This is a genomic window from Sphingomonas jinjuensis (assembly GCF_014197105.1).
Taxonomy (GTDB): Bacteria; Pseudomonadota; Alphaproteobacteria; order Sphingomonadales; family Sphingomonadaceae; genus Sphingomonas; species Sphingomonas jinjuensis.
This window is the reverse complement of sequence record NZ_JACIEV010000008.1, coordinates 156870-182344: the sequence shown is the minus strand read 5'-3', so window position 1 is coordinate 182344 and position 25475 is coordinate 156870. Positions and strand designations below refer to the sequence as shown.

The following is a 25475-nucleotide window of genomic DNA, read 5'->3' as shown; positions in this document are numbered from 1 at the left end:
CGCCCTCAGACGACACGCGACCGGCCGCCGCACGGCGGGCCGGCAAGGACTCATCATGACCAGATATCTTCTGGCGAGCCTGCTCGCCACCGCTGCGGCCATGCCCGCGGCGGCCCAGTCCCATGACGCCGCCGCGCGTCGTGCCGACCTGTTGCGCCAGCGCGCGGCGATCGACGCCGAACTGGCGGCCATCGAGGCGCCGACGTCGCTGGCAACGACTGCAGCCGCCAGCGGCGACGTCGTCGTCACCGCCCGCGCGCTGTCGCTGACGACGAAGCTGACCGGCCAGACCACGACGACGATCACCGACGCCGCCGTGCGCAACACGCCCGCGACCACGGTGGCCGATCTCGTCAAGCTGTCGCCCGGCGTCGTCGTGATCCAGGGCAACGGCCCGCGCGACGTCGGCGTGTCGATCCGCGGCTCGAACGCGCGGCAAAGCTTCGGCGCGCGCAACATCCAGGTGTTCGAGGACGATTTCCCCGTCACCCAGCCCGACGGCCTCGCCCGCTTCGACCTGACCGACCCGCACGCCTATGGCGCCGTCGACGTCGTCCGTGGCCCGTCGTCGGCACGCTACGGCAATTATGCGCTCGGCGGCGCGGTCAACTTCCGCACCCGCGCCGGCCGCGACATCCAGGGGGCCGAGGTCGGCACCGACATCGGCGGATACGGCTATGCCAACGTCTATGCGACGATCGGCCATGCCGGCGCGGGCTATGAGTACAGCCTGTTCGGCAGCCTGGTCGGCGCCGACGGCGCGACCGGGCACACCGGCTACCAGACCGGCACGATCAACGCGCTGGCGACGGTGGCGATCGGCAGCCGCGACCGGCTGACCGCCAAGCTGATCTACAACGAAGGCGAGTTCCGCCTGTCGACGCGGCTGTCCTATGCGCAATATCTGCGCAACCCCTATCAGCAGGGGTGCGAGCGCGCCGCCACCGCTGCGCCCGACTGCGGCACCATCTCGGTCTTCGTCAACGGCGTCAGCGGCGCGCGCATCGCGCAGACCGCGGCGGAGGGCGACCTTGCCCGCAACGACCGCCGGACGATCGCGGGCGCGCGCTGGGAACATGATCTGGCGGATAATCTGACCTGGCGGACGCAGGCGACGTTCGACAGTCGCGTCGTCAACCAGCCGACCGGCAGCACGCCGTTCAAGGGCACGCTGGACAGTTATCAGCTGTCGAGCGACGTGACGTGGCGCGGCACGGTCGCGGGCATGGCGGCGACTGGCTTTGCGGGCGTGTTCTACGGCTATCTCGACAACCAGAGCTACAGCTTCAACAAGACACCTGCCGGCCGCAACGGCATCGGCGCACCGACGCAGACGGTGTTCGGCGACGTCCGCAACCTTGGGCTGCGGGCGCGCGAGGAGTTGGCGCTGACCCGGCGACTGATGCTGGTCGCCGGGATCGGCGCGGAACGATCGCTGATCGACGTCCGCCAGACCGCCTATGCCTATCCCGCCAATGCCGCGGCGACGCTCACTCTGATCCCGGCGAACCGCAGCTTCTGGAACGTCGCGCCCGAGGCGTCGCTGCAATGGCAGGCGATCGACGCTATCCGCCTGCATGCGCGTGTCGGCACCGGCTATGGCATCCCGCAGGCAGGCAGCCTGTTCGTCACCTCCGCCGGCGTGCCCGGCAACAACACCGCGCTGCGCCCGCAGCGCAATACCGGGGTCGACGTGGGGGCGCAGGTAACGATCGGGCGGACGCTGACCGCCGAGCTGACCGGCTATCAGGAGTGGTTCCGCGACGAGCTGGTCACTCAGTCGGCTGGGGTCAACCTGCTCGCCTACACCGCCAACGCGCCGCGATCGCTGCATCGGGGTGTCGAGGCCGGGCTGAACTGGCGACCGCTGTCGGGCACGTCGCTGGCGCTCAGCTATGGCTATAACGACCACCACTACACCGACTTCGCCGAGCGGCTGACCGCGGGTGGCCGGTCTGCCGTGTTCGACCGTGCCGGCAACGCCATCCCCGGCGTCGCGCCGAGCTTCGCCAACGTCCGCCTCGGCTACGACCAGCCGTCGGGTAGCGCGCAGGGGATCGGCGGCTTCGTCGAGCTGACGCATCGCGCCGCCTATGCGATCGACAACGCCAACCTGCTGTCGGTTCCCGCCTACACGCTGGTGAACGTCAACCTCCATTACGATCCGCCACCGGGGCCGGGATGGTGGCGGCGCATGAGCCTGTTCGCGAGCGTCCAGAACCTGACCGACCGGACCTATGTCGGCTCCGCCTCGATCATCGCGAACAGTCTGGGCGGCGATCGCGCCGCGCTGACGAACGTCACCGGCTCGGTCTATGCGGGCCAGCCCCGCACCGTATTCGCCGGCGTGAAGTCGAGGTTCTGACGATGTACGCGAACATCCGCCGCTGGCACTTTTACGCTGGCCTGTTCTGCCTGCCCTTCGTCGTCTGGCTGTCGCTGACCGGTGCCTTCTATCTCTTCCGCCCGCAGGTGGAGGCGATGATCGATGCACCCTATGCGCATGTCGCCGCACCCGACGCGCCGCACGGGGCCCCGTCCGCTCAGGTGGCCACCGCGGTCCGTGCGGTGCCGGGTTCGGTGCTCCACCGCTATCAGCTGCCCGCGACGCGCGAGCAGGCGGTGCAGATCCTGGTGGGCCGCGGCGCGGGCGAGATGCGCGTCTATGTCGATCCGCAGCGGCTGACCGTGGTGAAGACGGTCGCCGAGGACCAGCGGCTGATGCGGATCGTCTTCCGGCTGCATGGCGAGCTGCTGGCGGGGCCGCTGGGGTCGTATCTTGTCGAGCTGGCGGCGTCGTGGACGATCCTCATGATCCTGACCGGGCTGTTCCTGTGGTGGCCGCGCGGGCGGGGGTTGGCGGGCACGCTTTACCCGCGCCTCGGCCAGCCCCGCGTCTTCTGGCGCGATCTGCATGCCGTGACGGGGCTGTGGGTGTCGTTCGCGGCGCTCGCGCTGCTGCTGTCGGGCCTGCCTTGGGCGGTGAGCTGGGGAAGTTACCTGAAGGCGATCCGCGCGGTCGCCGAGGGGCAGGCCCCGCGCCAGGACTGGTCGACCGGCCGCGCCGACGAGCTGCGCACCCGCGCCGCCGCCGATGCGGGGACCCGGGCGATGATGGGCGACCATGCCGAACACGGCGGCATGACGATGGCGCACCAGCAGGGCTCCTACGCCGCGCTCGACCGCATCGTCGCGGCGGTGAGGCCGCTACGCCTCGCGGGCCCGGTCCTGATTGCGCCTCCGACCGCGCCGGGCGGCGCCTGGACCGCCAAGTCGGACGCCGCCGACCGGCCGCTCCGCACCGACCTGACGCTCGACGCCGCCACCGGCCGGGTGCTGACGCGCCGCGATTTCGGCGAGCGCAAACTCGTCGACCGGATCGTCGGCTATGGTGTCGCGGCGCACGAGGGGCAGCTGTTCGGCTGGGTCAACCAGCTGGTGAACCTGCTGACCGCGATCGGTCTTGTCATGCTGTCGGTCAGCAGCATCGTGCTGTGGTGGCGGCGCCGACCGCAGGGCGTCCTCGGCGCGCCGCCCGTCGGCCGACGGCGAGTCGGGCTGCTGTGGGTGGCCATCATCGCCCTCGGCCTGGCACTGCCGCTGTTCGGCGCGAGCCTGATCGCGGTGCTGCTGGTCGAGCGACTGGTGATCAGGCGAATTCCGCCCGCGAGCCGCTGGCTGGGATTGCGCCTGGCCCGCCCGTCACCCCAGAGGTGAGCCGGAAACCTGCCACCACCACACGCCATCCTGCATCGCACGCTGCGCCCGGCCTTCGACTTCCAGCCGGCGCAGATGTGCCAATGCCTCACCCGTTGCCATGCCGCGCATGTCGTCACCGATTGGCCGGCTGAACAACGTGGCGAAGGCGTCGACCGCGCGCCGTGGCGCCATGCGTAGCAGCGCTTCCAGGCCGTCGAGCCGCGCGCGATGCTCCGCCTCCATCGCATCGAGGCGCGCGTGGAGGCCGGTGAACGGCTCGCCGTGCCCCGGCAGCACCAGCAGCCCATCGGGCAGGCCACGCAGCTTGTCGATCGAGGCGAACCATTCGCCCAGCGGATCCGCTTCGGGCTCGGTCACGCCCAGCGAGACGTTGGGGCTGATCCGCGGCAGCACCTGATCGCCCGCGATCAGCACGCCGTTCGCCTCGTCGAGCAGGCAGGCGTGTTCGGGGCTGTGCCCCGACCCGACGACGATCCGCCACGTCGTCCGTCCCACCGTCAGCCGGTCGCCGTCGACGATCCGGCGATAGCTCATCGGCACCGGCGCCACCATGCTGCGGAACCGCGCCCAGCCGCGAGACCGCGGCACCTCGATCTCCGCCTCGCTCCATCCGGCGCCGTGCCATAAGGCGATCATCGCCTCGGGCACCGCCTCGCTCGCATCGGCGACGAGCATGCGGAGCGTCAGCCACTCGCCCCGCGTCATCGTCAGCCCGCAGCCGTGGCGCTCGCACAGCCAGCCGGCAAGGCCGACGTGATCGGGGTGCATGTGGGTGCCGATGACCCCGGTCACCGCGCTGTCATCGGGCAGCGCCAGGCCCCAGGCCGCGCGCGTCGCGTCGGTGTTGAACCCGGTATCCACCACCGCGACGCCGCCCTCGTCGGCGAGCAGCCAGCAGTTCACATGGCGCAGCGGCCCCGGCACCGGCATCCGCACCCACTCGATCCCCTCGGCCACCCGCATCCGCGCGCCGGTGGCAGGAAAGGCGTCACCGAAGGGATAGGCGAGCGGCGACGGGATCGGGGCAGTGGCCATGCTCTTCGCGGTAGCAAGCGGGCGACGGGCTGACCAGCGGCGGCGCCCACCCCCACACTTCATGCTGAGCTTGTCTCAGCATCTCCCGGTTAAACGCGCAGTCCGCGCCCCAGGGAAATGCCGAAACGAGTTCGGCATGACGGATTTGGGGCAGAACGCTATTGCGCCGCCCCGCCCTTCACATAGCGGTCGAACCAGGCCAGGCTCCGCTTGCGCAGGTCTGCCATATGGTCGGGATCGCGGATGCCGTGGCCCTCGTCGGGATAGATCACCAGGCTGACCGGCACGCCCAGGTCCTTCAGCGCGTGCCAATATTCGATCGACTGGGTCGGCGGCACCTCGATGTCGCGCTCGCCGACGTAGATGAAGGTCGGGGTCTTCGCCGACTTGATTCGATAGATCGCCGAGACGTCCTCATACGCCTTGGGATCGTCGTACATCGTCTTGCCGAAGAACGGCAGCATCCACTGGTCGATGCCGTTGGTGCCGTAATAGCTGATCCAATTCGACAGGCCGGCGCCGGCGATGATGCCCTTGAACCGGTTGGTCTGGGTGTTGGTCCACATCGCCATGAACCCGCCATAGCTGCCGCCCATCAGGCCAAGCCGGTCGTTGTCGACCGGCGCCGTCTTCACCACCGCATCGACGCCCGCTAGGATATCGCGCAGGTCGCCGCCGCCGAAGTCGCGCTTGTTGGCGGCGGTGAACGCCTCGCCCTGGCCAAAGCTGCCGCGCGGGTTGGGATAGAAGACGTAATAGCCCGCGTTCAGCAGATCGCCGATGAAGTTTCCGGCGGTCAGGAAGCCGGGGACGGAGGCCGACGACGGGCCACCATGGACGTTGACGATCATGGGCGCCTTGCCACCCGCCGCCCCGCGGGGGGCGAGTAGCCAGCCCTGGACGTCGTAGCCGTCACTCTTCCACGTGATGCTGCGCGCCGCGACGATCGGCGCGACGCGGTCGTTGTCATGCGTGATCGCCCGCAGCTTGCCCAGCTTGCCCGCATAGATGGCCGGGGCATGCTCGAAGTCCTGAACCACCATCGCCGCCGTCTCGCCATCGGCGCTGTAGACCGCGCGACCGTCGCCTGCCGAGGTCGACACCGGGCGGCTGAACGTCACCGCCTGGCGGCCGCCCTGCATCATCCGCGCGATTTCGCTCTTGTCGCCGGCCAGTGCCACGGTGCGCAGGCCGCCGCGCGTCCAGGCGAGCGAGGTGATCGTGCGCTTGTCGCCCGCGGTCAGGTTGCGCGGGCTGCCGCCCGCCAGCGGCACGGTGAAGACGTCGCCGCCGATCGCGCCGAAATCGCTCATCAGCCCGCCGATATAGGCGACCGTCGCGCCATCGGGCGAGACGCGCGGATGGTTGAGCTGGGTCGCGGGCTTCGCGATCTGGCGCACCGCGCCGCTCTCAGCATCGATCGCGTCGAGCGTCGCCACCCACCAATTGTTGTCGCCGTTGCCCAGCGCCGTCGTCGCCACCAGCGTGCGACCATCGGGTGCCCAGTCATATTCGTAGATGTAGCGCCCCTCTGGCGACAGCGGCTTGACCGCATCGGCGGTGACGGTGCCGGCCAGGTCGAAGATCCCCAGCCTCTGCTCGTCGCTCTTCTCGCCGATCTCGCCGATCTGGCGCGCGCCGGCCTGCACCGCGCCCGATTCCTTCGTCGCGCCCAGCGTGACGAGCAGCGCGATGCGCTTGCCGTCGGGCGAGACGCGTGGGGTCTGCGCGATACCGGCGATGCTGGCGACGGTGCGTGTCTGCCCGGCCTTCGCGAACGACAACGTGACGCCCGGCTTGCCCGGCTCGCGCGACAGGAAGGCGAGGCCACCGTCGGGGGCGAAGGTCAAGCCGGAATAGCCGCACGCGGCGCACGGATCGATCGTCTCGATCACCTTGCCATCCGCCACGCGCCGAACGGTAATCACGCCATGCGGCTGGCCGCTCGTCTCGACCGCGGCGACCCGGTCTCCCTTCGGCGCGATCGCCAGCGAGCCATAGCCGTGGATCGCCTGAGCTGCGGCAGGGCTGGCGGTGAGCAGGAACGTGGCGGCGAGCAAGTGGCGCATCGGGGTCTCCGTATCGAAGACCCTGTGTGTAACCACCCGTCGCCGCTACGCAATCCGCGGTTTAGCGGCAGCGCACGCTGCTGTTGCTGCGGTCGATCTCGCGACCGGCCAGCGCGCCACCGGCGGCACCAAGCAGGGTACCGAGCAGGCCCGAACCACCCGGCGCGATGGCATTGCCGAGCAGACCACCGGCCGCGCCGCCGACGATCAGGCCAGTGGTGCCATCGGGGCGGCGACAATAATAACGGCCGTTCTCGCCGCGATAGACACGCTCGTTCGCCGCCAGGCGACGCTCGCGGTAGCGGCGATTGTCGACGTAGTAGCGATCGGCATAATAGCCGTTGTAGGCCGGGTCGACACGATCATAGTCGTAGTTGGCGTAGGTGCGATAACGTGGGTCGCTGTCCGAGCCACTGCCCATGCATCCGGCGAGCATCGTCGAAGCGGCCACTAGGCCGAGAACCATCGTACGCATCGCATCCTCCTGTTGATTACGATCAACCCTGCAATGCGCGAGCAGCCCGTTGAGTTGCGTCAACTTTCCGCAAGCTTGACGAGTGCGTCGCCCGTCAGCCGCTGGACCGTCCATTCCTCCATCCCGACAGCGCCGAGCTTGCGATAGAAGCCGATCGCGGGCGCGTTCCAGTCGAGCACCGACCATTCGAACCGTGCGCAGTCGCGATCGATCGCCAGTCGGGCAAGATAGGCGAGCAGGGCGCGCCCCACGCCGCTGCCCCGTGCGGCCGGCGTGACGTACAGGTCCTCGAGGTAAAGCCCGGGCTTGCCCGTCCAGGTCGAGAAATTGTGAAAGAAGAGCGCGAAGCCCGCCGCCTCGCCGTCGATCTCGGCGATCGCCGCCTCCGCCGCCGGACGATCGCCGAACAATGCGGCCGCCAGCATGTCTTCGGTAGCCTCGACCGCATCTGGCTCGCGCTCATACGCTGCGAGCTCGCGCACGAAGCGCAGGATCGTCGCGACGTCGTCTCGGGTGGCGGGGCGGATCGTCACAGCATGGCCTCCTGCGGGGTGGGCGGGCGGCGTGCCGGACGCAGCGCGATCAGGCAACCGCCGACGATCAGCACCGCGCCCGCCAGCGTCGCCCAGCTCAGCGCTTCACCGAAGAACAGCCAGCCGAGGATCGAAAGCCAGATGAAGCCGGTGTATTCGGTGGGGACCAGTACCTGCGCCTCGGCCCGGGCATAGGCCCAGGACAGAAGCAGCAGCGATACGGTCGCGAACAGCGCCGCCGCAACGATCAGCGGCCAATGCCCGGGCTCCGGCATCCGCGCCGACCAGGGCGCGAACAGCGCGAGGCAGGCGAGCACCGTCAGCGTCTGGAAGAACGCGATCTCCTGCGGCCCGGCGCGCTGCGCCTGATGGCGCTGGAGAACGAGATTGGCCGCATAGAGTATCGCCGAGCCGAGCACCGCGGCGATGCCGATCACCGCGTCGGGGCCATGCGGCTGGCCGAGCTTGCGAACGATGATCACCCCGACCCCGGCGAGGGCGAGCACTGCCCCGGCCACCGCAGGCGCGCCGACGCGTTCGCCGAGAAACAGGCCGGCGAGGAACATCGCGGCGAGCGGCGCAACGAACGAGATCGCGATCGCCTCCGCCAGCGGCACGACGGTGATGGCATAGAACCACAGGCTCGCCATGCCTGCCACCACGACCCCGCGCCCCAGATGCAGGCGCAGCAGCGCCGCCGACGGCCAGTGCGGGCGGGTGAGTGCCCACGCCGCGCCAGTAAAGCCGACGCCCGCGACGCTACGCCACAACAGTGCCGAATAGGCACCGATCGCGAGCCCCAGCCCCTTCATGATCGCGTCCATGCAGCAGAAGATCGCAATCCCCGTGCAGGCGACGAGAAAGGCGCGAAGCGAGCTGACGGGGGCGGAACGGGTCAACGGATCAGGTGAACGTCGATGCCGAGGTCGAAGGCCGCCCAGGCAGCATCGGCCGTCAGCACGCGCAGTTGCAGCCTCTCGCCGAGCGCCAGACACGCACGATCACCGAGCGACAGGCCATGCACGCGCGTTGCCGTCCGAAGCTCGGCCGATAAGGCTGCGTCGTCGCGGGCATAGTCGTGATGCTCGATCGGCAGGCGCTTCATCAGCCGCATCACCTCGCCGACGGCAAGGCCGCGATCGACGCTCTTCGTCAGAACTTCGGCCAGGTTGACGCTGGACAAGCAATAGGGTCCACCATCGGCCTCGATCGCCTCGCCGCCGCGTTCGGCAAGTAGCCACGCAAGCACGACCGATGCGTCGATGACCTGCCTCATTCCCCCCAATCCGCGCGCCGTTCGCGCAGAAACTGGTCGACGCTGTACCCGTCGAACGCGTCGCGTACCCGCTGCAACGCGGCATCGGCATCTTCACGACGAAGGCGGATACCGTCCTTGCCGCCTTCCAGCACGACCGAGTCGCCGTCCTTTATCCCGAATTCGCGGCGCAAGTCGGCGGGGATAACGATCTTGCCGCCGGCGATCACCTTGGCATGATAGGTCATGAGGCCACCTCCACTACCCGGGTCCTACCACGGTACCTGACAGGTGCCAACAGGTCCTACCGATCCTCCCCCGCCAGGGGGAGGTGGCGCCGCAGGCGACGGAGGGGGCGGAAGCCCGTCTGGACCTGGTCGCTTACCGCCCTCTCCGTCAGCTTCGCTGACACCTCCCCCTGTCGGGGGAGGATTGAACACCGCTACTCCGCCGCGACGGCCGGCTGTTCGTTCGCCGCTTCGATCTCGGCGGCCTTGGCCTCGACCAGGCGGATGATGTGGTCGATCATGTCCGCGTCCTGGACGTGGTGGTCGGTCACGCCCGACAGATAGACCATGTGCTTGCCGTTGCCGCCGCCGGTGATGCCGATGTCGGTCTCGCGCGCTTCGCCGGGGCCGTTGACGACGCAGCCGAGCACCGACAGGCTCATCGGCGTGCGGATGTGGGTCAGCCGCTCTTCCAGCGCCTGGACGGTGCGGATCACGTCGAAGCCCTGGCGCGCGCACGACGGGCACGATACGACGCGAACGCCGCGGTTGCGGATGCCGAGCGCCTTCAGGATCTCGAAGCCGACGCGCACTTCCTCCTCGGGCTCGGCCGACAGCGAGACGCGCAGCGTGTCGCCGATGCCGAACCACAGGAGGTTGCCGATGCCGATCGCCGACTTCACGGTGCCGCCGACGAAACCGCCCGCCTCGGTAATGCCGAGATGGAGCGGGCAGTCGACCGCTTCGGCGAGCTGCTGATACGCCGCGACCGCCAGGAAGACGTCGGACGCCTTCACCGCGACCTTGAATTCGTGGAAGTCGCGATCCTGCAGCAGCTTGATGTGATCGAGCGCGCTTTCGACCAGCGCCTCGGGGCAGGGCTCGCCATATTTTTCGAGCAGGTCCTTCTCCAGGCTACCCGCGTTGACGCCGATGCGGATCGCGCATCCGTTCGCCTTGGCGGCGTTGACGACCTCGTTCACGCGTTCGGCCGAGCCGATGTTGCCGGGATTGATGCGCAGGCACGCCGCGCCCGCATCCGCCGCCTCGAGCGCGCGCTTGTAGTGGAAATGGATGTCCGCGACGATCGGCACGCGCGACGCACGGACGATCTGCTTCAGCGCCGCCGTCGATTCGACGTCGGGGCAGGATACGCGGATGATGTCGGCGCCCGCCTCCTCACAGCGGCGGATCTGGTCGATCGTCGCGCGCGGATCGCTGGTCGGCGTGTTCGTCATCGTCTGCACGGTGACGGGGGCATCGCCGCCGACGGGAACGTTGCCGACCATGATCTGGCGGCTCGGACGGCGCACGATATCGCGCCACGGTCTGATGGACATGGCCCCCATATACAGCTTGGCGGTTGCGGTTCAAAGACAGGACCGCCAAGGCTGATCGAGATGCAGCGACATTATGGCATGGATTGGTTGCGGATCGGCGCTTTCGCGATCCTGATCCTCTATCATGTCGCCATGGTGTTCGCCCCCTGGAGCTATCACGCCAAGTCCCAGCACGTCGCCAGCAACACCGCGATGCTGCCGATGCTGGCCGCGAATGCGTGGCGCCTGACGCTGCTGTTCGTCGTGTCGGGCTACGCCACGCGCGCCTTGCTCGGCCGGGCGCACGGGCTGGGCGCGTTCATTGCCGATCGGACGCGGCGGCTGCTGATCCCCCTCGCCTTCGGCATTGCGGTGATCGTGCCGCCGCAGGCGTGGGTCGAGCTGGTGACGCAGCACGGCTATCGCGGCGGCTATGTCGGTTTCTGGCTGCGCGACTGGTTCTCGTTTCGCACGCTTGCCGGAGTTAGCCTGCCTGGCTGGAATCACCTGTGGTTCGTCGGTTACCTGTGGCTGTACACCGCGGTGCTGGCGCTGTCGGTGGTGCTGCTGCGGCCGTTGCGCTGGCAGCACGTCTTCAACCACGCCTTCGCCGGACCGCTGGTGCTGCTCGTCCCCTTCCTGTGGTACGGCGCGATCCACAGCTGGTGGTATCCGATGGCGGCGGAGACGCATTCGCTGGTCGACGATCCGATGGCGCATCTCGAATATCTGCCCGCCTTCCTGTTCGGCTTCGGCCTCGCCCGGTCGGAGGCGATCATGGCGGCGATCGTGCGCTGGCACCGGCTCGCCGCCGTGCTCGCCGGCTTCGGCTACGGCTGGGTGGCGACGGTTCAGCTCGGCTGGGTCCCCTATATCGGCGACTGGACGCCGGCGTACGGCATCGCCCATGCGATGGAGCAGTGGGGTGCGATCATCGCGCTGATCGGCGTCGCCGAGGTCCACTGGAATCGCGACGCGGCGATCCGCCCGATGCTGACCGAGGCGGTGTTCCCCTTCTACCTGATCCACCAGACGATCATCGTCGTCACCGCCTTCGCGCTGATGGGGCTCGGCCTGTCGATCCTGGTGGAGTCGCTGATCCTCGTCGCCGCGACCGTCGCCGGCTGCCTCGCCTTCTACCTCATCGGCCGTCGCATCGGCCCGCTGCGCCCGCTGATCGGGCTGCGCCGACCATCATCAAGGAAGATCGCATGACCTGGACCCTCGTCATTCACGGCGGCGCCGGACGGATCACGCCCAAGGTCGTCGGCGGCAAGGAGCAGGCGATCCGCGAGGCGCTCGCACGCGCGCTCGATGCCGGCACTGCGATCCTGGCGAACGGCGGCGCGGCGATCGACGCGGTCCAGGCGGCGATCGAGGTGCTGGAGGACGATCCGCACTTCAATGCCGGCCGCGGTGCCGCGCTCAGCTATGACGGCGTGGCCGAGCTCGACGCCGCGATCATGGACGGCGCGACGCGCGACGCGGGGGCGGTCGCCGGCACCACCCGTGCGCGCCATCCGATCGCACTGGCGCGCGCGGTGATGGAGCGGAGCCCGCACGTCATGCTCGCCGGCGAGGGCGCCGATGCGTTTGCCGAGGCGAACGGGGTCGAGACGATCGACAACGGCTGGTTCGCCACCCCCGAGCGCATTTCGCAACTTGCCGAACTGCGCGCCGCGGGCGGCGACGCATTCGACGTCGACATGAAATACGGCACCGTCGGCGCCGTTGCGCTCGATACTGCGGGCCATCTCGCTGCCGCCACATCGACCGGCGGCGTCACCGGCAAGCGCTGGGGGCGGATCGGCGATTCGCCGCTGATCGGCGCGGGCACCTGGGCGCAGGACGGCGCCTGCGCGGTGTCTTGCACCGGTGCGGGGGAGTTCTTCGTTCGCGTCGGCGTCGGCCACGCCATCGCCGCGCGCATCCGCCATCTCGGTGAGCCGCTCGAGGGCGCCGTCGCCGCCGTCCTAGGCGAGGTCACCGCCCTCGGCGGCACCGGCGGGATCATCGCGGTCGGCGCCGACGGCACGCCGCAGTGGCGCTTCTCCACCCCCGGCATGCATCGCGCCCGCGCCACCAGCGACGGGCTGTGCGAGGTCGAACTGTTCGCCGAGCCCGCCTAACCCATTGGAAGTCCGCGCCGGCGAGAGTAGGCGCGAGCGCATGAGTCGCTTGCGCCTGTTCCTCGCCGCGCTGATCGCGCTGGCCATCGCCGCCCCCGCCAACGCCTATTGGGAATATGGCCACGAGACGGTCGCCAGCATTGCGATGGCCAACGTCAAGCCGGCGACGCGCACCGCGATCCGCCGGCTGCTGGCGCAACAGGCACTGCTCGACACGCCCGAATGCCCGGCGAAAACGATCGAGGAGGCGAGCGTCTGGCCCGACTGCGTCAAGCCGCTGAAGGACGCCGAGGGCAAGTCGCGCTTCGGCTATGCGTACAGCTGGCACTATCAGAACGTCAGCATCTGCCAGCCCTTCGACCTGACGTCGGCGTGCAAGGACGGCAACTGCGTCTCGGCGCAGATCGACCGCCAGCGCGGCATCCTGGCCGACAGGCGCGCGCCTGCGAAGGAGCGGGTGATGGCGCTCGCCTTCCTCGTCCATTTCGTCGGCGACCTGCACCAGCCGCTCCATGCCGGCGACAAGAGCGATCGCGGCGGTAACGATGCGAAGGCGGATTACGGCATCTATGCGCCCGCGAAGATGAACCTGCACTCGATCTGGGACGGCCTGCTGGCGGAGCGCGCGATCTCGACCCCGCCGCCGCTCGTCCGCCGCTATCCCGCCGCCGAGCGGCGCCGGCTGGCGGCCGGCACCGTGACCGACTGGAGCCGCGAGAGCTGGCAGGCGGCACACCAGGCGTATGCAGCGGCCTATGGCGGCGACCCCTGCGCGACGAAACCGGCGCGGGTGACGATGAGCGATGCCGCGGTCGAGAAGATGGTGCCGGTGCTGCGACGCGAGGTGACCGAGGGCGGGCTGCGGTTGGCGAAGTTGCTGGACTCGGCACTGGGCTAACCCCCTCATACCGTCGGCGAGCTCAGCCTTCCTTCGGCGGTCTGCCCCGCCGCGGCGGGGTCGGCTCCTGCAGCTTTACGCCCCGCCGGGCCAGCGCCTCGCGCAGCAGGCACTCGACCTCGGCATTGATGCTCCTGAGGTCGCCCGCCGCGGCGCGCTCGATCGCCGCGTAGAGCGCAGGATCGAGGCGCAGCGCGAACGCCTTCTTGGTCGGAGCGTCGGCCATGCGCTTACTGGTAGAGCGAGCCGGCGTTGACGACGGGCTGGGTGTCGCGCTCGCCGCAGAGCACGACCATCAGGTTAGACACCATCGCCGCGCGCCGCTCGTCGTCCAGCTCGACGACGTTCTTCGCCGACAGCTGGTCGAGCGCCAGCTCGACCATGCCGACCGCACCCTCGACCAGCGTCGTGCGCGCGGCGACGACCGCCTGCGCCTGCTGGCGGCGCAGCATCGCCCCGGCGATCTCCTGCGCATAAGCGAGGTGAGTGAAGCCGCATTCGTCGACGCTGATCCCGGCGACCACCAGCCGCGCGATCAGCTCGCCGCGCAGTTCGCTGCCGACCTGGTCGTGATTGCCGCGCAGCGTCACCTCCTGATGCTCGTAGTCGTCATAGGGATAGCGCGAGCCGATCGTCCGCACCGCCGCCTCGATTTGGACGTTCACGAACGCCTTGTAATCGTCGACGTCGAACAACGCCTGGGCGGTATCGACGACGCGCCACACCACCTGCGCCGCCATCTCGATCGGGTTGCCGCGCAGGTCGTTGACCTTGATCCGCTCCGAAATGACGTTGTTGGCGCGGACCGACACCTTGGTTCGCATCATCCACGGCACCACCCAGCGCAGGCCCGACGCACGATCGGTGCCGCTGTAGCTGCCGAACAGCGTGATCGCCGCGGCCTGGTTCGGCTGGAGCATGTAGAAACCGGCGGCGCAGAACACGACGCCCACCGCGCAGAGGATGGGGAGGATCGCCAGGATCGGCGGCCACGCCTCGCTGGCCAGGCTGAACACGCAAAATCCGCCGACGAGCAGCAGCGCCAGCCCGATCAACAGTACCGGATAGCCACTGAACGTCGCCGCGCGACGCTCCGCCGAGCGAGTGAGATTACCCTGTTCCATCCCGAGTCCCCCTTTAATGTGATATCACATTTATATCGGGATTCTTGGGACGCCAAGCGAAATCCGCTGGATCGGCCCCGCCGCTTCATGGGAACGGCGGGGCCCGACCGGATCAGTTGAGGACGACGGTCACTGCGCGGCGGTTCTGCGCATAGCTCGACTCATCGCTGCCGAGCGCGACGGGGCGCTCCTTGCCGTAGCTGATCGTCGTCAGCCGCGCCGGGCTGATGCCCTTGGCCACCAGATAGTTCTTGGCCGAATTGGCGCGCTTGTCGCCGAGCGCCAGGTTGTACTCGCGCGTGCCGCGCTCGTCGCAATGCCCCTCGATCGTCGCGCGGACGTTGGGATAGCGGGCTAGCCACGCCGCCTGGCTGTCGAGGATCGCGCGCGCGGTCGGATCGATGTCGAACTGGTCGACGCCGAAGTTGACCGTGTTCGACGTCACCGAGCGGCGGAAGTCGGCGTCGGAGCCGGGCGTCATCTGATCGTTGGCCTGGCCTGTCTGCGTGCCCGCGCCGGTGTCACCGGTCTGCGACGGTGCGGGCGGCAGCTGCGCCGGCGGCTTCTTGGCGCAACCGGCGATCGCAACCAGCGCGGTCGCTGCGAGCAGCGTGGTGAACTTCGTCATCATCGTATCTCCCATCGTAATGCGTGACGTGTCGAAAAGTCCTACGGACGCAACGGCCCCCAAGCGGGGTCGGACCCATCGAGCGGCGTCTTGATCCGGTTTTCCACCTGCCCGGTCAGGTCGACCATCCACAGATCGGCCTTGCCGCTGCCGCCCTGGCCGGAGCGGAAGAAGGTGATGACGCGGCCGTTGGGCGACCAGCTCGGCCCCTCGTCCTGCCAGCCGTTGGTCAGGATCTTCTCCCCCCCGCCGCCGGCGTTCATCACGCCGATGCGGAACTGGCCGCCGAGCTTGGTGAAGGCGATCAGGTCGCCGCGCGGACTCCACACCGGCGTCGCATAGCGCCCGCCGCCGAAGCTGATCCGCTGCTGGTTCGAACCATCGGCGTTCATGACATAGAGCTGCTGCCCGCCCGAGCGGTCGCTTTCGAACACGATCTTCGACCCGTCGGGCGAATAGCTGCCGCCGGTGTCGATCCCGGGTGATGTCGTCAGTCGCTGCGGCGCGCCGCCCTGGCTCGACACGCGATAGATGTCGGTGTTGCCGCCCGTCGCCATCGAGAACAGGATATAGCGGCCATCGGGCGAGAAGCGCGGCGCGAAGGTGGTCGCGACGTTCTGCGCCACCAGCCGCTGCCGGCCCGAGCCGATGTCGTAGACATAGATCGCCGGCACCTTGCCGACATAGCTCATGTACACGATCGACTGCTGGTTGGGGGCGAAGCGCGGGGTCAGCACGATCGATTGGCCGTTGGTCAGGAAGCGGTGGTTGGCGCCGTCCTGGTCCATGATCGCGAGCCGCTTGATCCGCTTCGCCTTCGGCCCCGTCTCGCTGACGTAGACGATACGGCTGTCGAAATACGGCCCCTCGCCGGTCAGCCGGGTATAGACCATGTCGGCGCACTTGTGCCCCGCGCGGCGCCAGTCGGACGGCGGCACGACGAAGCCCTGCCGCGTCAGTTCGATGCGCGACGAGACGTCGAACAGATAGCAGCCGACCGTCAGCGTGCCGTCGCCGTTGGCGCGGACGAAGCCCTGGACCAGCGCCTGCGCGCCGGTGCCGCCCCAAAAGTCGAAGGCGGGCGCCTGCACCTCGGGGAAGGCCACCGCCCGCAACCGGCCGGGCGACAAGGGGGTGAACAGGCCCGATCCCTTGAGGTCGTTGGCGACGATGTCCGACAGCTGGCGGCCGAGCGCATCGGTCGAGCCCGCCGGGGTCTGGACGACCGCCGCCGTCGGCATCGGCGGGATCGCGATCGGCATCGGTTCCGAGACGCCGCCCGTGACCGACACCTCGAGCGGTGCCGGCTGCTGCCCCGGGGCGGGCGCGGGCTGCTGCTGGGCGAGCGCCGGGATCGCGACCAGCGTCGCGGCGGCGGCAAGAAGTCGACCGAAATATCTCACGCTAGCTCTCCGTCTCGCAATCATGGCCGTCGGCGTGGACCTGCACGTCACTTCAGCTTCCACTGGAAATTGATGTTGTTCCACCCACCCGACGGCGTCGAATAATATTCGGCCGGCAGCTTCAGCGGCGAGCAGCCCTTGAACGCCGCCACGCCCAGGTCGACGACGCGCTGCGCGTAGCGGCCGTTGTCGTCGTCGACCCCGGTCTGGCGCACCATCCGCGGCGTCGCGGCCAGCGTGCCGTCCTCGTTGAGCCGCAGGTTCAGCGTGGTCACGATCTGGTTCGCGCCGGGTCCCGGATTGACCTGGCGATCGGCGCACGGCTGGATCTGGCGGGCGATCGCCTGGATGATCGACGCCATCGCCTTGCCGTCGATCTTGGCAGCGCGCGCGACGGTCGAGGTGCTCTTGCTCGGCTCGCTCGACAGGCCCTTCAGGAAATCGTTGCCGAGCCGCGATCCGCGCGGCTTTGCCGTCTTCGCCTCCGCACTCTCGCCGATCCCCTTCATCGCCGCATCGAGCGCACGCGAGCGAGCGGCGGCCGCGGCGGCGGTCTGGCGCGGCTGCGCCTCAGGCTTGGGCGGCGACGGCTTGGCGGCGGCGGGCGGCTTGGGCTGCGGCTTGGGCGGGACCGGCGCCGGCTTGGGGGCGGGCGCAGGCTTCTGCCGGACAGCCGGCTGTGGCGGCGTGGGTTCGGGCGGGGGCGGTGCCGGGCGCGGCTCGGGCTCGACCCGGGGCAGCGGCTCGGCGGCGGGCGGCGCGGCATCCTCCGGCTCGCCTTGCTCCGGCGCGATCGACTGGGCCGGTGGGGTGACCGACTGCGGCGCGGTCGCCTCCAGCCCGACGTCCTTGACCAGGCTGACGTCCATCGGCTGCTGCTTGAGCTTCACGGGATTGGGGGTCGCGAGAAAGCCGACCGACAGCAGGCCGAAGAGCACGACGTGCCCCGCGACCGCCAGTCCAAGCCCGGTCTTCTCTGCCCGGTCCATCACCGGTTGCCACCCTCCACCGTCACCAGCGCGACGCGGTTCAGCCCCGCGCGGTTGAGCTCGCCCATCACGCGCATCACCCGGCCGTAATCCAGACCGCGGTCGGCGCGCAGGAACACCTGCGGCGGCTGGCCGCCCGCCTGCACCGCGGCGATCTGCTCGAGCTTCGCGGCGAGGTTCGCCTCGGCGATCTCGTCATCGTCGAGGAAGATCCGGCCCTCGCCGTCGAGCGAGAGCTGCACCGGCTTCTGCTCCTGGTCGAGCGCCTTCGCGCGGCTGTCGGGCAGGTTCACCGGCACGCCGGCGGTCAGCAGCGGCGCGGTGACCATGAAGATGATCAGCAGCACCAGCATGACGTCGACCAGGGGCGTGACGTTGATGTCCGCCATCGGCGCCTTGCGGCCCCGCCCGCGCTGCGAGGGGAGGTTCATGGCCATGGCCCTTATACCTCCCCGGCACGGGGAGGGGGACCGCCGGCGCAGCCGGTGGTGGAGGGGCAGATACGGGGGACAGCACTGCTTGGCTGCCCCTCCACCAGCCTGCGGCTGGTCCCCCTCCCCGTTCCGGGGAGGTTTGAGACGGTCCAGCTCACCGCGATGAATCCAGCTGGCGGCTGAGTGTGGTATGGAAGCCGTCGGCGAAGCGGTTCAGTGCCGCCTCGATCCGGTTCACGCCGTGGCTGAAGCGGTTGTACGCGATCACCGCGGGGATCGCGGCGAACAGGCCGATCGCGGTCGCGAACAGCGCCTCGGCGATGCCCGGCGCCACGACCGCGAGGCTCGAATTCTGCGCCGCGGCGATGCCGGTGAAGCTGCGCATGATTCCCCAGACGGTACCGAACAGCCCGACGAACGGCGCGACCGAGCCGACCGTCGCCAGGATGTTGAGCTTGTCGGACAGCGTGTCGACTTCTTCCGCACTGGCCGCCGCCATCGTCGTCGCCAGCCGCTCGCGCGTGCCGTCCTTGTCGATCGTGCCGCCGGCGGTCGAGCGGCGCCACTCGCGCACCCCCGCCGCGAACACGCGGGCAGACGGCAGTGCGGCATCGCCCTCGCGCTTGTAGAAGGCGTCGATATCCTCAGCCTTCCAGAAGTCGTTTTCGAAGCGGCGCATCTCGCGCCGCGTCTTCCCCAGCCGCCGCCAGAAGGCGAAGATCAGCGCCCAGGTCCACACGCTGGCGAGCAGCAGGCCGCCCATCACGATCTTCACGACGATGTCGGCCTGGAGGAACAGCGCGACCGGCGACAGCGTCGCCGCATCCATATTGAACACCGGATTCATTCGTCCCCCTGCCAGACGAGGCGTTGGTAGATACCGAGCCAGGCGCGTGGCTGGCGGCGTGGACGGCCGTCGGGCGCGAGCCATGCCGCGACCACATCCGCTTGTGCCAGCACAACCGTGCCGCGCCTGACTGTTTGATGAATGACGACGCTGGCCGCCCTGACCTGAATCAGCCGGGTCGCGACGACCAGCGCATCGTCGAGCCGCGCGGGCGCGCGGTACCTGATCGCAATTTCCGACACCGCATAGGCGCCCTCGCCCGCGTCGTGCGCGGCACGCTGGTCAACACCCGCCAGGCGAAGCATCGCCGAGCGCCCACGCTCCATGAAGCGCAGATAATTGGCGTGGTAGACGATACCCGACAGGTCGGTGTCCTCGAAATACACGCGCACCGGCAACAGGTGCTCGCGTCCCTCGATCCGGCCTGCGGTGGGCTCATCGATGCCGGCGTCGGTCATCACGGGGGGCCGTTAACCCAATCCGCGCCGTTACGGAACCCGTTGACACACGTCACCTATGGGTTACATGTCACCTAAGGGTTACATGGAGGGCATGATGCAGAACACGATAGACCAAGCCGAAGCGTTCAGCCGGAAGTGGGCGATGATGCTGTTCGTGCTGGCGGGAGCGGTGCTGGCGGCGGAACTCGCAGGCGTGGCCTTGCGCACCGACTTCGTCGACGGATTCTGGCTGGGGGTCGCACTGGTGTGCGCCTGCACGCTGGTGCCGTGGCGGCGACTGTTGCGGTTGAAGGGGCCGCTGCACCGGCTGCTCGACGACGAAGTGGTGCGCGACCATCGCCGGACGAGCTGCGTCGCGGGCTTCTGGTGCAGCCTGGTCGTCGCCCTGGCGCTGGCACCGCTGGCACATGACGGCGGCCTGAGCGCCTACGACATCGCCCGGCTGGTCGCGACGGCAGCGCTGTTTTCCGCGATGGTCACCTTCGCCACGCTCGAGCTGCGCGCCGCGCGATGAGCGAGACGTTGACCAACAGGCTGAAGGAGGAACGCGAGCGGCTGGGGCTGACCCAGGCGGCGTTGGCGGAGCGGGTCGGCGTCAGCCGCAAGACGATCAATACCGTCGAGAACGGCGTATTCGTGCCATCGACGCTGCTCGCGCTGAAACTGGCGGCGGCGCTGGAGCGCCCGGTCGAGGCGCTGTTCGCGATCGAAACGAACTGATCCTCCCCCCACGACAGGGGGAGGATCCAGGTGGTTACGCCGAAGCGAGCTTGCCGATGCCGCGACGACGCAGCGCGCCGCCGACCAGGCCGAAGCCAACCAGCATCATCGCCCACGTCGCGGGCTCTGGCACGGCGGCGACGTTGAAGCTGATGCCCGCCAGCTTGAACGCGTCGTTGCGCTCCTGCGGGGTCAGCGCCGCGCCGATCACCCAGGTCTTCGAGAAGGTGTTGGCGAACGACGGAAACACCCCGTCGGCGCCGGCATTCGACGTGTAGGCCTTTTGGTTGGCCAGCGCGTCGGCGAAGCTGCCGGTGTTGCTGAAGCTCACCCAGGCATCCTTGTCGAGTGCGCCGTTATTGCCAGGCAGCGCGAACGCATTGAGCGTCATGCCGGTCAGCGACACCGCCTTGTCGAAGTCGAGGCGGATATAGTCGTAGCCCGAACGATTGTCGGTGGTGTGCTCGGTCGTGCCGGCGGCATCGAACCAACCATTGCTGACGCCGAGGCCCTGATCCCACTTCTGGACCGTCGAATCGTAGACGGTCGAATTAGCCGCCGTCACGGTGGTGGTGCCGGTGCTCAGGATCGTGCGACCCGCAACCGTCACGGTCACGCCGCCTCCGGTCCAGGTCGGCAGGCTGCCGGTGGTGAAGTTGATCGTCGCGGCCGATGCCGGCGCGACGGCGGCGAACATGGCGGCGGCGGCGACTGCCGTCGTGAAGGTCTTCATTAGGTTCCCCCTTTGATTGACGGCGCCTGTGTTTTCGCCGTCTGCTGAGGGAGTTAGTAGCCGATGGGGCATCGCCGGCGTACGGCCGGGTTCGGTGTCGGTGTCCCTTCACGAAACACCGTTGCACCAGCCCGTTAATCCATGTTCAAGGTCGTCCGAAAGCGAGACGATCAGCCTGCCCGGCGCTCCAGTGCCGACGCCGCCTCGTCCATCAGCGACTCGATGATCGTCGCCACCGGCTCCTCGCGCGTGACCATGCCGACCGACTGGCCGGCCATGACGCTGCCATGCTCGACGTCGCCGTCGATCACCGCGCGGCGCAGCGCGCCGGCCCAGTAGTGCTCGATCTCCAACTGCGCCTCGGCCAGCGCCAGCGCGGTGTCGTCGAGCTTCTGCGCCACCTCGCGCTGCTTGGTGGCGAAAGCGTCCTGACCGGCGTTCTTAAGCGCGCGGACGGGGATGACCGGCAGTCGCGGATCGATCTGAACCGAGGCGACGGCGTCGCGCGCCGACGCGCGGATGAACGCCTTCTTGAAGTTGGGATGCGCGATCGATTCGGTCGCACAGACGAAGCGGGTGCCGAGCTGGACGCCGGCCGCGCCCATTTCGAGATAGCCCGCGACCGCCTCGCCGCGGCCGATGCCGCCGGCGACGAACACCGGCACGTCGGCCGCGATCGTCGGCAGCATTTCCTGCGCCAGCACGCTCGTCGACACCGGACCGATGTGGCCGCCCGCCTCCATGCCCTCGATGACGAGCGCGTCGACGCCCGAGCGGATCAGCTTCTTGGCGAGCGCGAGCGTCGGCGCAAAGCAGATGACCTTCGCCCCGCCCGCCTTGATCGCCTCGAGCGAGCCCTTGGGCGGCAGGCCGCCGGCGAGCACGACATGGCCGACGCCGTGGCGGCCGCATACCTCGATCAGCGCGTCGAGCGCGGGGTGCATGGTGATGAGGTTGACGCCGAACGGCTTGTCGGTGAGCGCCTTGGTCGCGGCGATCTCGCTATCGAGCAGCTCGGGGGTCATCGCCCCGCAGGCGATGACGCCGAAGCCGCCCGCATTCGACATGGCGGCGACGAGGTTGCGTTCCGACACCCACGACATCGCGCCGGCCATGATCGCATGGTCGCTGCCCAGGAACGCGGCGCCGCGGGCCATCGCGCGGCGAAGGCGGTCATGGCCGATGTCGGTGGAGGGCGGCGTGGCGGTGGCGATGCTGTCTGTCATCCCCACCGCCTATCGCGAGGAACCAGCGCCGCGCAAGCGCTGGTCCCCGAAGCGTTCATCAGAAGCGGGCCGTCGCCGACACGCGGAAGTAACGACCCAGGATACCCGAGAAGTAGGTCGTCGTGCCGCCGCCGGCGGGGACCGGGTACGGCGGCTTGGCATTGAACACGTTGTCGACGATGAAGCGCAGGTCGAAGTTGTCGGCCGCCTTGATCCCCAGCGTCGTGTTGAACACCCACCAGTCGCCGACGCCCGGAATGTTGCGCGCGTTGGGCGCTTCGTTCAGGTCGTAGCGGCTCTTGCCGATGTAGCGGCCCTGGAACAGCAGGTTGAAGACCTGGCTGTCGTAGGTCAGGTTTGCGGTGCCCGAATGGCGCGGATAGCCGATTTCGCCCGCATCATAGTTGATGTCGCCGGTGCCGACCTGGGTCTGCAGGCGATCGCGGTAGAAATAGTTACCCGACAGGCCGAGCGCGCCGGCATTGTCGCCGAGGCCGATCCGCGACAGCGGCAGGCGATAGGCGGCGGTGACGGTCAGGCCGCGAACCTCATAGCTCGCCGCGTTGAAATAGCCTTCGCGGATGGTCGTGATCTGGCCATCGGCGCCGCGATCGAACGAGCTGCAGAACTGGTTCGGATAACCCGGCGAGTCATAGCAGGCGTTGAGGATCGAGGTGCCGTCGAGCGAGGTGATCGCGTCCTTCAGCTTGATGTTCACCCAGTCCACCGCCAGCGAGAAGCTGCGCGCGAAGCGCGGCTGGATGATCGCACCGACCGTCCAGCTGTCCGCCACCTCGTTACGCAGCGCCGAGTTGCCGGCGATCGTGACGGGGATGGTGAAGTCGCTGAAGTTCGACGTGAAGTCGGCGGTGTTGATGCCGGCGGCACGGCAGTTCGCCGCGCGGGTGGCTGGATTCGGGCCGTTGCCGACATAGCGGGTGTCGCAGGGATCGCTGCCGACGTCGAACGCACGCGAGGTCGGGTTGAACACCTCGGTGATCGCAGGCGAGCGGATCGAGCGGGTGAAGTTGCCGCGGAAGGTGATGTCGGGGATGAAGCCGATGCGACCGCCCGCGGTCCACGTCAGCGCGCCGCCCGACAGCGAGTTGTCGACGTAGCGCGCGGCGCCGTCGAACTCGACCGTGTGCAGCCAGCTGAGGCCGTTCTTGTCCGACACGAACGGGATGACGAGCTCGCCGAACACCTCGTTGGTGTGGAACTTGCCGCGGACCGGATCGATCGGGATCGAGCGGCCATACTGCTGGCGCGTGCCATCCGCCTGCGGCTCGCCAAAGTAATAGGCGCCCGGATCGAAGCGCGTCTTCTCTTCGCGATGCTCATAGCCCGCCGAGACGCTGACGTCGTTGCCGAACAGCGTGAAGACCGGTCCGTTGACGTTGGCGTTGAACACGAGCTGCTCGTTGACCGAGCGCGGGGTCGCGATCGCAAAGATATAATCGCGCGCGGCCTGGCTCGCCTGGTTGCTGCCCAGGATGTTGAGCGGGGCGCAGGTCGGGTTGATCGTCGGGATCGACGCGCTGACGGCGCCCGGCGCGCAGGTGATGTTGCCCGACGCGTCGCGGACCGGGTTGATCGCATTCTGGAAGTTCTGCTGGACCAGCTCGAAGTTGCGGCCATCGGTCTGCGAACGACCGTAGACGGCGGTCGCCTCCCACTTGAACTCACGACCCAGCGCGCCGAACGAGCCGTCGAAACCGCCGACGAAGCGATACGTCTCGACCGTCGCCTCGGCGCGGCCCGTCGTCAGATCGGCGAGCGCACGACCCAGGTAGAACTGGTTCTGCCCGGCCGGCAGCTGCGCCGCGATCGTCGCCCGGTCGGCGGCCGACAGATACGGGTTGTTCAGGCTGACGATGATGTTGCCGTCGGCGGTGCCCGCCGCATCGAACAGCCCGGTGTTGTAGTTGGGCTGGTCGATCAGGTTGACGCCCTTGCTGTGGACGTACCAGCCCTCACCGAACACGCGGATGTTGTCGGTCAGCTGGAAGCTTGCCTGGACGCTCGCGAGATAGCGCTCGGAATTGGTCAGCAAGTTCGACTGCGCCGGCAGATCGAAGCCATTGCCGCCGCTCGAGATATAGCCCTGGCGCAGCACGGTGCCGAGGTCGAGCGGCACGAGCGTGCCGTTCGGGCCGAACTGGAGATACTGGCCAGGCGCGTTCGGGTTCTTGATGCCGGCGCGCTGGACCGAGAAGTCGTCGTCGTTGAACGGCACGCCGCCGATCGTGAACGCGCTGTAGCGCTGCGCCGGGTAGAGCAGGCGCTGGAACTGCGAATTGGCCGCCGCCGGCGGGGTGCCGAAGAAGTTGCCTTGGCGCGTGATCTCGCGGTCGCCGGCGGTCAGGCCGGTGACCTTGTTGTATTCGCCCGAGATGGTGATGTTGCCGCGGCCGCCAGCGAAGTTCTTGCCGGCAAGGATGCTGATCCGATAGTCGGGCGCATCACCCTGCTCCGAAACGCCGGTCTGGCCCTGGATCTGAAGCCCTTCGTAGTTGCGCTTCAGGATGATGTTGACGGTGCCCGCGATCGCATCCGAACCATAGATCGGCGCGCCGCCGATCGCGACGGTTTCGACCCGGTCGATCAGCGTGGTCGGGATGTTGTTGAGGTCGACCTGCGTACCGGCGGCGACGGGGCCGAAGATGCTCGCGGTGTTCGACGACACGAAGCGGCGACCGTTGACCAGCACCAGCGTGCGCTGGCTGCCCAGGCCGAAGAAGTCGACGAACGTCTGCGACGGGCCGAACGACGACTGGCCGCCGACGCCGCTGTTGCCCGGAGGACCGAAGGCGGGGATTTCCTGCAGCGCCTGGCCGACGTTGGTGTAGCCGCGGTTCGCGATCTGGGTCGCGCCGATCACCTGGGTGGGCTGCAGCGTCTCGAATTCGGGACGCGCGATGCGCGAACCGGTGACGACGATGTCGGTGCCGGTCGCCTGGTCGGGGCCCTGCGCCTCGGCCGACGAGGTCTGCGGTTCGCCGCTGGTCTGAACGGTCTGGCCGGGCGGATTGGCAGCCTGTTCGGCGGTCTGCGCGGCGGCGGGGATCGCGACCAACGAAAGGGCAAGGGCGCTGACGCTCGTCAGCGCCCGCGGGCGACGGCTGATGTAGATCATGTTATTGTCCCTGAACCGAAAAGTCCGAAATCAAGAACGCGGCGGTTAGGGATGGGTGGCGTTCATGGTCAACATGGCTGACCGAATAGTGACGCATTTTCCGGTCGTGTTGCA

At 68.6% G+C, this 25475-nt stretch carries 26 protein-coding genes; 7 read left to right on the top strand and 19 right to left on the bottom strand.

Going from position 1 to position 25475, the window contains the following annotated elements; all coding sequences use genetic code 11:
• The first annotated feature begins 55 nt into the window (after positions 1 to 55).
• Positions 56 to 2365 carry a TonB-dependent receptor family protein gene (locus GGQ80_RS14150; protein ID WP_183985932.1) on the top strand — a complete coding sequence of 770 codons (2310 nt, stop codon included), beginning with the start codon at positions 56 to 58 and terminating at the stop codon, positions 2363 to 2365.
• 2 nt (positions 2366 to 2367) lie between these two features.
• On the top strand, positions 2368 to 3717 hold the full coding sequence (locus tag GGQ80_RS14145; RefSeq protein WP_183985929.1) for a PepSY-associated TM helix domain-containing protein: 1350 nt from the start codon (positions 2368 to 2370) through the stop codon (positions 3715 to 3717).
• Here the strand turns inward: GGQ80_RS14145 and GGQ80_RS14140 are convergent.
• From GGQ80_RS14140 to ispG, 8 genes are all read right to left on the bottom strand, one after another.
• Positions 3703 to 4755 carry an MBL fold metallo-hydrolase gene (locus GGQ80_RS14140; protein WP_183985927.1) on the bottom strand — a complete coding sequence of 351 codons (1053 nt, stop codon included), beginning with the start codon at positions 4753 to 4755 and terminating at the stop codon, positions 3703 to 3705. The two genes, GGQ80_RS14145 and GGQ80_RS14140, sit on opposite strands and share 15 nt — an antisense overlap.
• Before the next feature lie 158 nt (positions 4756 to 4913).
• A complete protein-coding gene (locus GGQ80_RS14135; RefSeq protein ID WP_183985925.1) occupies positions 4914 to 6824 on the bottom strand; it encodes a S9 family peptidase in 1911 nt (636 codons plus the stop codon).
• Positions 6825 to 6885: 61 nt separating this feature from the next.
• Complete coding sequence (locus GGQ80_RS14130; RefSeq protein ID WP_183985923.1) at positions 6886 to 7299, bottom strand: glycine zipper 2TM domain-containing protein; 414 nt, start codon at positions 7297 to 7299, stop codon at positions 6886 to 6888.
• A 59-nt stretch (positions 7300 to 7358) separates the two neighbouring features.
• Complete coding sequence (locus GGQ80_RS14125) at positions 7359 to 7832, bottom strand: GNAT family N-acetyltransferase (RefSeq protein ID WP_183985921.1); 474 nt, start codon at positions 7830 to 7832, stop codon at positions 7359 to 7361.
• The gene (locus GGQ80_RS14120; protein ID WP_281375453.1) at positions 7829 to 8731 is read right to left on the bottom strand and encodes a DMT family transporter; all 903 of its coding nucleotides are present in this window, start codon (positions 8729 to 8731) and stop codon (positions 7829 to 7831) included. The genes GGQ80_RS14125 and GGQ80_RS14120 overlap by 4 nt, the downstream gene beginning before the upstream one ends.
• Positions 8728 to 9108 carry a type II toxin-antitoxin system VapC family toxin gene (locus GGQ80_RS14115; RefSeq protein WP_183985919.1) on the bottom strand — a complete coding sequence of 127 codons (381 nt, stop codon included), beginning with the start codon at positions 9106 to 9108 and terminating at the stop codon, positions 8728 to 8730. The genes GGQ80_RS14120 and GGQ80_RS14115 overlap by 4 nt, the downstream gene beginning before the upstream one ends.
• On the bottom strand, positions 9105 to 9335 hold the full coding sequence (locus tag GGQ80_RS14110; RefSeq protein WP_183985917.1) for an AbrB/MazE/SpoVT family DNA-binding domain-containing protein: 231 nt from the start codon (positions 9333 to 9335) through the stop codon (positions 9105 to 9107). Before GGQ80_RS14110 ends, GGQ80_RS14115 begins: the two co-directional genes overlap by 4 nt.
• 194 nt (positions 9336 to 9529) lie before the next feature.
• A complete protein-coding gene (gene ispG / locus GGQ80_RS14105) occupies positions 9530 to 10654 on the bottom strand; it encodes a flavodoxin-dependent (E)-4-hydroxy-3-methylbut-2-enyl-diphosphate synthase (RefSeq protein ID WP_183985915.1) in 1125 nt (374 codons plus the stop codon).
• A 60-nt stretch (positions 10655 to 10714) separates the two neighbouring features.
• Here ispG and GGQ80_RS14100 point away from each other — a divergent pair, with 60 nt between their 5' ends.
• The 3 genes from GGQ80_RS14100 to GGQ80_RS14090 are packed head-to-tail and all read left to right on the top strand — an operon-like array spanning position 10715 to position 13660.
• Positions 10715 to 11848 (top strand): acyltransferase family protein, encoded by a 1134-nt coding sequence (locus tag GGQ80_RS14100; RefSeq protein ID WP_183985913.1) that lies wholly within the window; start codon positions 10715 to 10717, stop codon positions 11846 to 11848.
• A complete protein-coding gene (locus tag GGQ80_RS14095; RefSeq protein ID WP_183985911.1) occupies positions 11845 to 12762 on the top strand; it encodes an isoaspartyl peptidase/L-asparaginase family protein in 918 nt (305 codons plus the stop codon). The genes GGQ80_RS14100 and GGQ80_RS14095 overlap by 4 nt, the downstream gene beginning before the upstream one ends.
• 40 nt (positions 12763 to 12802) lie before the next feature.
• Positions 12803 to 13660: a S1/P1 nuclease gene (locus tag GGQ80_RS14090; protein ID WP_183985909.1), complete on the top strand. Its 858-nt coding sequence runs from the start codon at positions 12803 to 12805 to the stop codon at positions 13658 to 13660.
• A 22-nt stretch (positions 13661 to 13682) separates the two neighbouring features.
• Here GGQ80_RS14090 and GGQ80_RS14085 read toward each other — a convergent pair whose 3' ends face one another.
• The 8 genes from GGQ80_RS14085 to GGQ80_RS14050 all read right to left on the bottom strand — a co-directional run bounded on the left by GGQ80_RS14085 (position 13683) and on the right by GGQ80_RS14050 (position 19543).
• A complete protein-coding gene (locus GGQ80_RS14085) occupies positions 13683 to 13886 on the bottom strand; it encodes a type II toxin-antitoxin system antitoxin (RefSeq protein ID WP_183985907.1) in 204 nt (67 codons plus the stop codon).
• Positions 13887 to 13890: 4 nt separating this feature from the next.
• Positions 13891 to 14784: an SPFH domain-containing protein gene (locus GGQ80_RS14080; protein WP_183985905.1), complete on the bottom strand. Its 894-nt coding sequence runs from the start codon at positions 14782 to 14784 to the stop codon at positions 13891 to 13893.
• Between the two features lie 112 nt (positions 14785 to 14896).
• A complete protein-coding gene (pal, locus tag GGQ80_RS14075) occupies positions 14897 to 15412 on the bottom strand; it encodes a peptidoglycan-associated lipoprotein Pal (RefSeq protein WP_183985903.1) in 516 nt (171 codons plus the stop codon).
• A gap of 41 nt (positions 15413 to 15453) precedes the next feature.
• Positions 15454 to 16839, bottom strand: coding sequence for a Tol-Pal system beta propeller repeat protein TolB (gene tolB, locus GGQ80_RS14070; protein ID WP_183986046.1), 1386 nt, complete (start codon positions 16837 to 16839; stop codon positions 15454 to 15456).
• A 23-nt stretch (positions 16840 to 16862) separates the two neighbouring features.
• A complete protein-coding gene (locus tag GGQ80_RS14065; protein WP_183985901.1) occupies positions 16863 to 17804 on the bottom strand; it encodes a cell envelope biogenesis protein TolA in 942 nt (313 codons plus the stop codon).
• A complete protein-coding gene (gene tolR / locus GGQ80_RS14060) occupies positions 17804 to 18241 on the bottom strand; it encodes a protein TolR (RefSeq protein ID WP_183985899.1) in 438 nt (145 codons plus the stop codon). The genes GGQ80_RS14065 and tolR overlap by 1 nt, the downstream gene beginning before the upstream one ends.
• Positions 18242 to 18392: 151 nt before the next feature.
• Entirely contained in the window at positions 18393 to 19085 is a 693-nt protein-coding gene (gene tolQ, locus GGQ80_RS14055) for a protein TolQ (protein WP_183985897.1), read from the bottom strand.
• A complete protein-coding gene (locus GGQ80_RS14050) occupies positions 19082 to 19543 on the bottom strand; it encodes a YbgC/FadM family acyl-CoA thioesterase (protein ID WP_183985895.1) in 462 nt (153 codons plus the stop codon). The genes tolQ and GGQ80_RS14050 overlap by 4 nt, the downstream gene beginning before the upstream one ends.
• 97 nt (positions 19544 to 19640) lie before the next feature.
• On the opposite strand from GGQ80_RS14050, the gene GGQ80_RS14045 reads away from it, so the two are divergent.
• Together GGQ80_RS14045 and GGQ80_RS14040 are read left to right on the top strand one after the other, a co-directional pair.
• Entirely contained in the window at positions 19641 to 20060 is a 420-nt protein-coding gene (locus GGQ80_RS14045; RefSeq protein WP_183985893.1) for a hypothetical protein, read from the top strand.
• Positions 20057 to 20266 (top strand): helix-turn-helix transcriptional regulator, encoded by a 210-nt coding sequence (locus GGQ80_RS14040; protein WP_183985891.1) that lies wholly within the window; start codon positions 20057 to 20059, stop codon positions 20264 to 20266. The genes GGQ80_RS14045 and GGQ80_RS14040 overlap by 4 nt, the downstream gene beginning before the upstream one ends.
• A gap of 34 nt (positions 20267 to 20300) precedes the next feature.
• On the opposite strand, the gene GGQ80_RS18520 is transcribed toward GGQ80_RS14040, so the two are convergent.
• The 3 genes from GGQ80_RS18520 to GGQ80_RS14025 all read right to left on the bottom strand — a co-directional run bounded on the left by GGQ80_RS18520 (position 20301) and on the right by GGQ80_RS14025 (position 25361).
• Positions 20301 to 20999, bottom strand: coding sequence for a PEPxxWA-CTERM sorting domain-containing protein (locus GGQ80_RS18520; RefSeq protein ID WP_246347095.1), 699 nt, complete (start codon positions 20997 to 20999; stop codon positions 20301 to 20303).
• A gap of 170 nt (positions 21000 to 21169) precedes the next feature.
• Entirely contained in the window at positions 21170 to 22156 is a 987-nt protein-coding gene (locus GGQ80_RS14030; RefSeq protein ID WP_183986041.1) for an NAD(P)H-dependent flavin oxidoreductase, read from the bottom strand.
• A gap of 127 nt (positions 22157 to 22283) precedes the next feature.
• Positions 22284 to 25361: a TonB-dependent receptor domain-containing protein gene (locus tag GGQ80_RS14025; protein WP_183985889.1), complete on the bottom strand. Its 3078-nt coding sequence runs from the start codon at positions 25359 to 25361 to the stop codon at positions 22284 to 22286.
• Positions 25362 to 25475: the final 114 nt, after the last annotated feature.

Bases quoted from the DNA above. Each gene is read 5' to 3' on its own strand.
- tolB (WP_183986046.1), bottom strand. From the start codon at position 16,839: ATGATTGCGAGACGGAGAGCTAGCGTGAGATATTTCGGTCGACTTCTT.
- GGQ80_RS14140 (WP_183985927.1), bottom strand. From the start codon at position 4,755: ATGGCCACTGCCCCGATCCCGTCGCCGCTCGCCTATCCCTTCGGTGAC.
- GGQ80_RS14100 (WP_183985913.1), top strand. From the start codon at position 10,715: ATGCAGCGACATTATGGCATGGATTGGTTGCGGATCGGCGCTTTCGCG.
- GGQ80_RS14115 (WP_183985919.1), bottom strand. From the start codon at position 9,108: ATGAGGCAGGTCATCGACGCATCGGTCGTGCTTGCGTGGCTACTTGCC.
- GGQ80_RS14135 (WP_183985925.1), bottom strand. From the start codon at position 6,824: ATGCGCCACTTGCTCGCCGCCACGTTCCTGCTCACCGCCAGCCCTGCC.
- GGQ80_RS14080 (WP_183985905.1), bottom strand. From the start codon at position 14,784: ATGGAACAGGGTAATCTCACTCGCTCGGCGGAGCGTCGCGCGGCGACG.
- GGQ80_RS14065 (WP_183985901.1), bottom strand. From the start codon at position 17,804: ATGGACCGGGCAGAGAAGACCGGGCTTGGACTGGCGGTCGCGGGGCAC.
- GGQ80_RS14040 (WP_183985891.1), top strand. From the start codon at position 20,057: ATGAGCGAGACGTTGACCAACAGGCTGAAGGAGGAACGCGAGCGGCTG.
- GGQ80_RS14090 (WP_183985909.1), top strand. From the start codon at position 12,803: ATGAGTCGCTTGCGCCTGTTCCTCGCCGCGCTGATCGCGCTGGCCATC.
- GGQ80_RS14050 (WP_183985895.1), bottom strand. From the start codon at position 19,543: ATGACCGACGCCGGCATCGATGAGCCCACCGCAGGCCGGATCGAGGGA.
- pal (WP_183985903.1), bottom strand. From the start codon at position 15,412: ATGACGAAGTTCACCACGCTGCTCGCAGCGACCGCGCTGGTTGCGATC.
- GGQ80_RS14085 (WP_183985907.1), bottom strand. From the start codon at position 13,886: ATGGCCGACGCTCCGACCAAGAAGGCGTTCGCGCTGCGCCTCGATCCT.
- GGQ80_RS18520 (WP_246347095.1), bottom strand. From the start codon at position 20,999: ATGAAGACCTTCACGACGGCAGTCGCCGCCGCCGCCATGTTCGCCGCC.
- GGQ80_RS14045 (WP_183985893.1), top strand. From the start codon at position 19,641: ATGCAGAACACGATAGACCAAGCCGAAGCGTTCAGCCGGAAGTGGGCG.
- GGQ80_RS14150 (WP_183985932.1), top strand. From the start codon at position 56: ATGACCAGATATCTTCTGGCGAGCCTGCTCGCCACCGCTGCGGCCATG.
- GGQ80_RS14130 (WP_183985923.1), bottom strand. From the start codon at position 7,299: ATGCGTACGATGGTTCTCGGCCTAGTGGCCGCTTCGACGATGCTCGCC.
- GGQ80_RS14030 (WP_183986041.1), bottom strand. From the start codon at position 22,156: ATGGCCCGCGGCGCCGCGTTCCTGGGCAGCGACCATGCGATCATGGCC.
- GGQ80_RS14025 (WP_183985889.1), bottom strand. From the start codon at position 25,361: ATGATCTACATCAGCCGTCGCCCGCGGGCGCTGACGAGCGTCAGCGCC.
- ispG (WP_183985915.1), bottom strand. From the start codon at position 10,654: ATGTCCATCAGACCGTGGCGCGATATCGTGCGCCGTCCGAGCCGCCAG.
- GGQ80_RS14095 (WP_183985911.1), top strand. From the start codon at position 11,845: ATGACCTGGACCCTCGTCATTCACGGCGGCGCCGGACGGATCACGCCC.
- tolQ (WP_183985897.1), bottom strand. From the start codon at position 19,085: ATGAATCCGGTGTTCAATATGGATGCGGCGACGCTGTCGCCGGTCGCG.
- tolR (WP_183985899.1), bottom strand. From the start codon at position 18,241: ATGGCCATGAACCTCCCCTCGCAGCGCGGGCGGGGCCGCAAGGCGCCG.
- GGQ80_RS14145 (WP_183985929.1), top strand. From the start codon at position 2,368: ATGTACGCGAACATCCGCCGCTGGCACTTTTACGCTGGCCTGTTCTGC.
- GGQ80_RS14110 (WP_183985917.1), bottom strand. From the start codon at position 9,335: ATGACCTATCATGCCAAGGTGATCGCCGGCGGCAAGATCGTTATCCCC.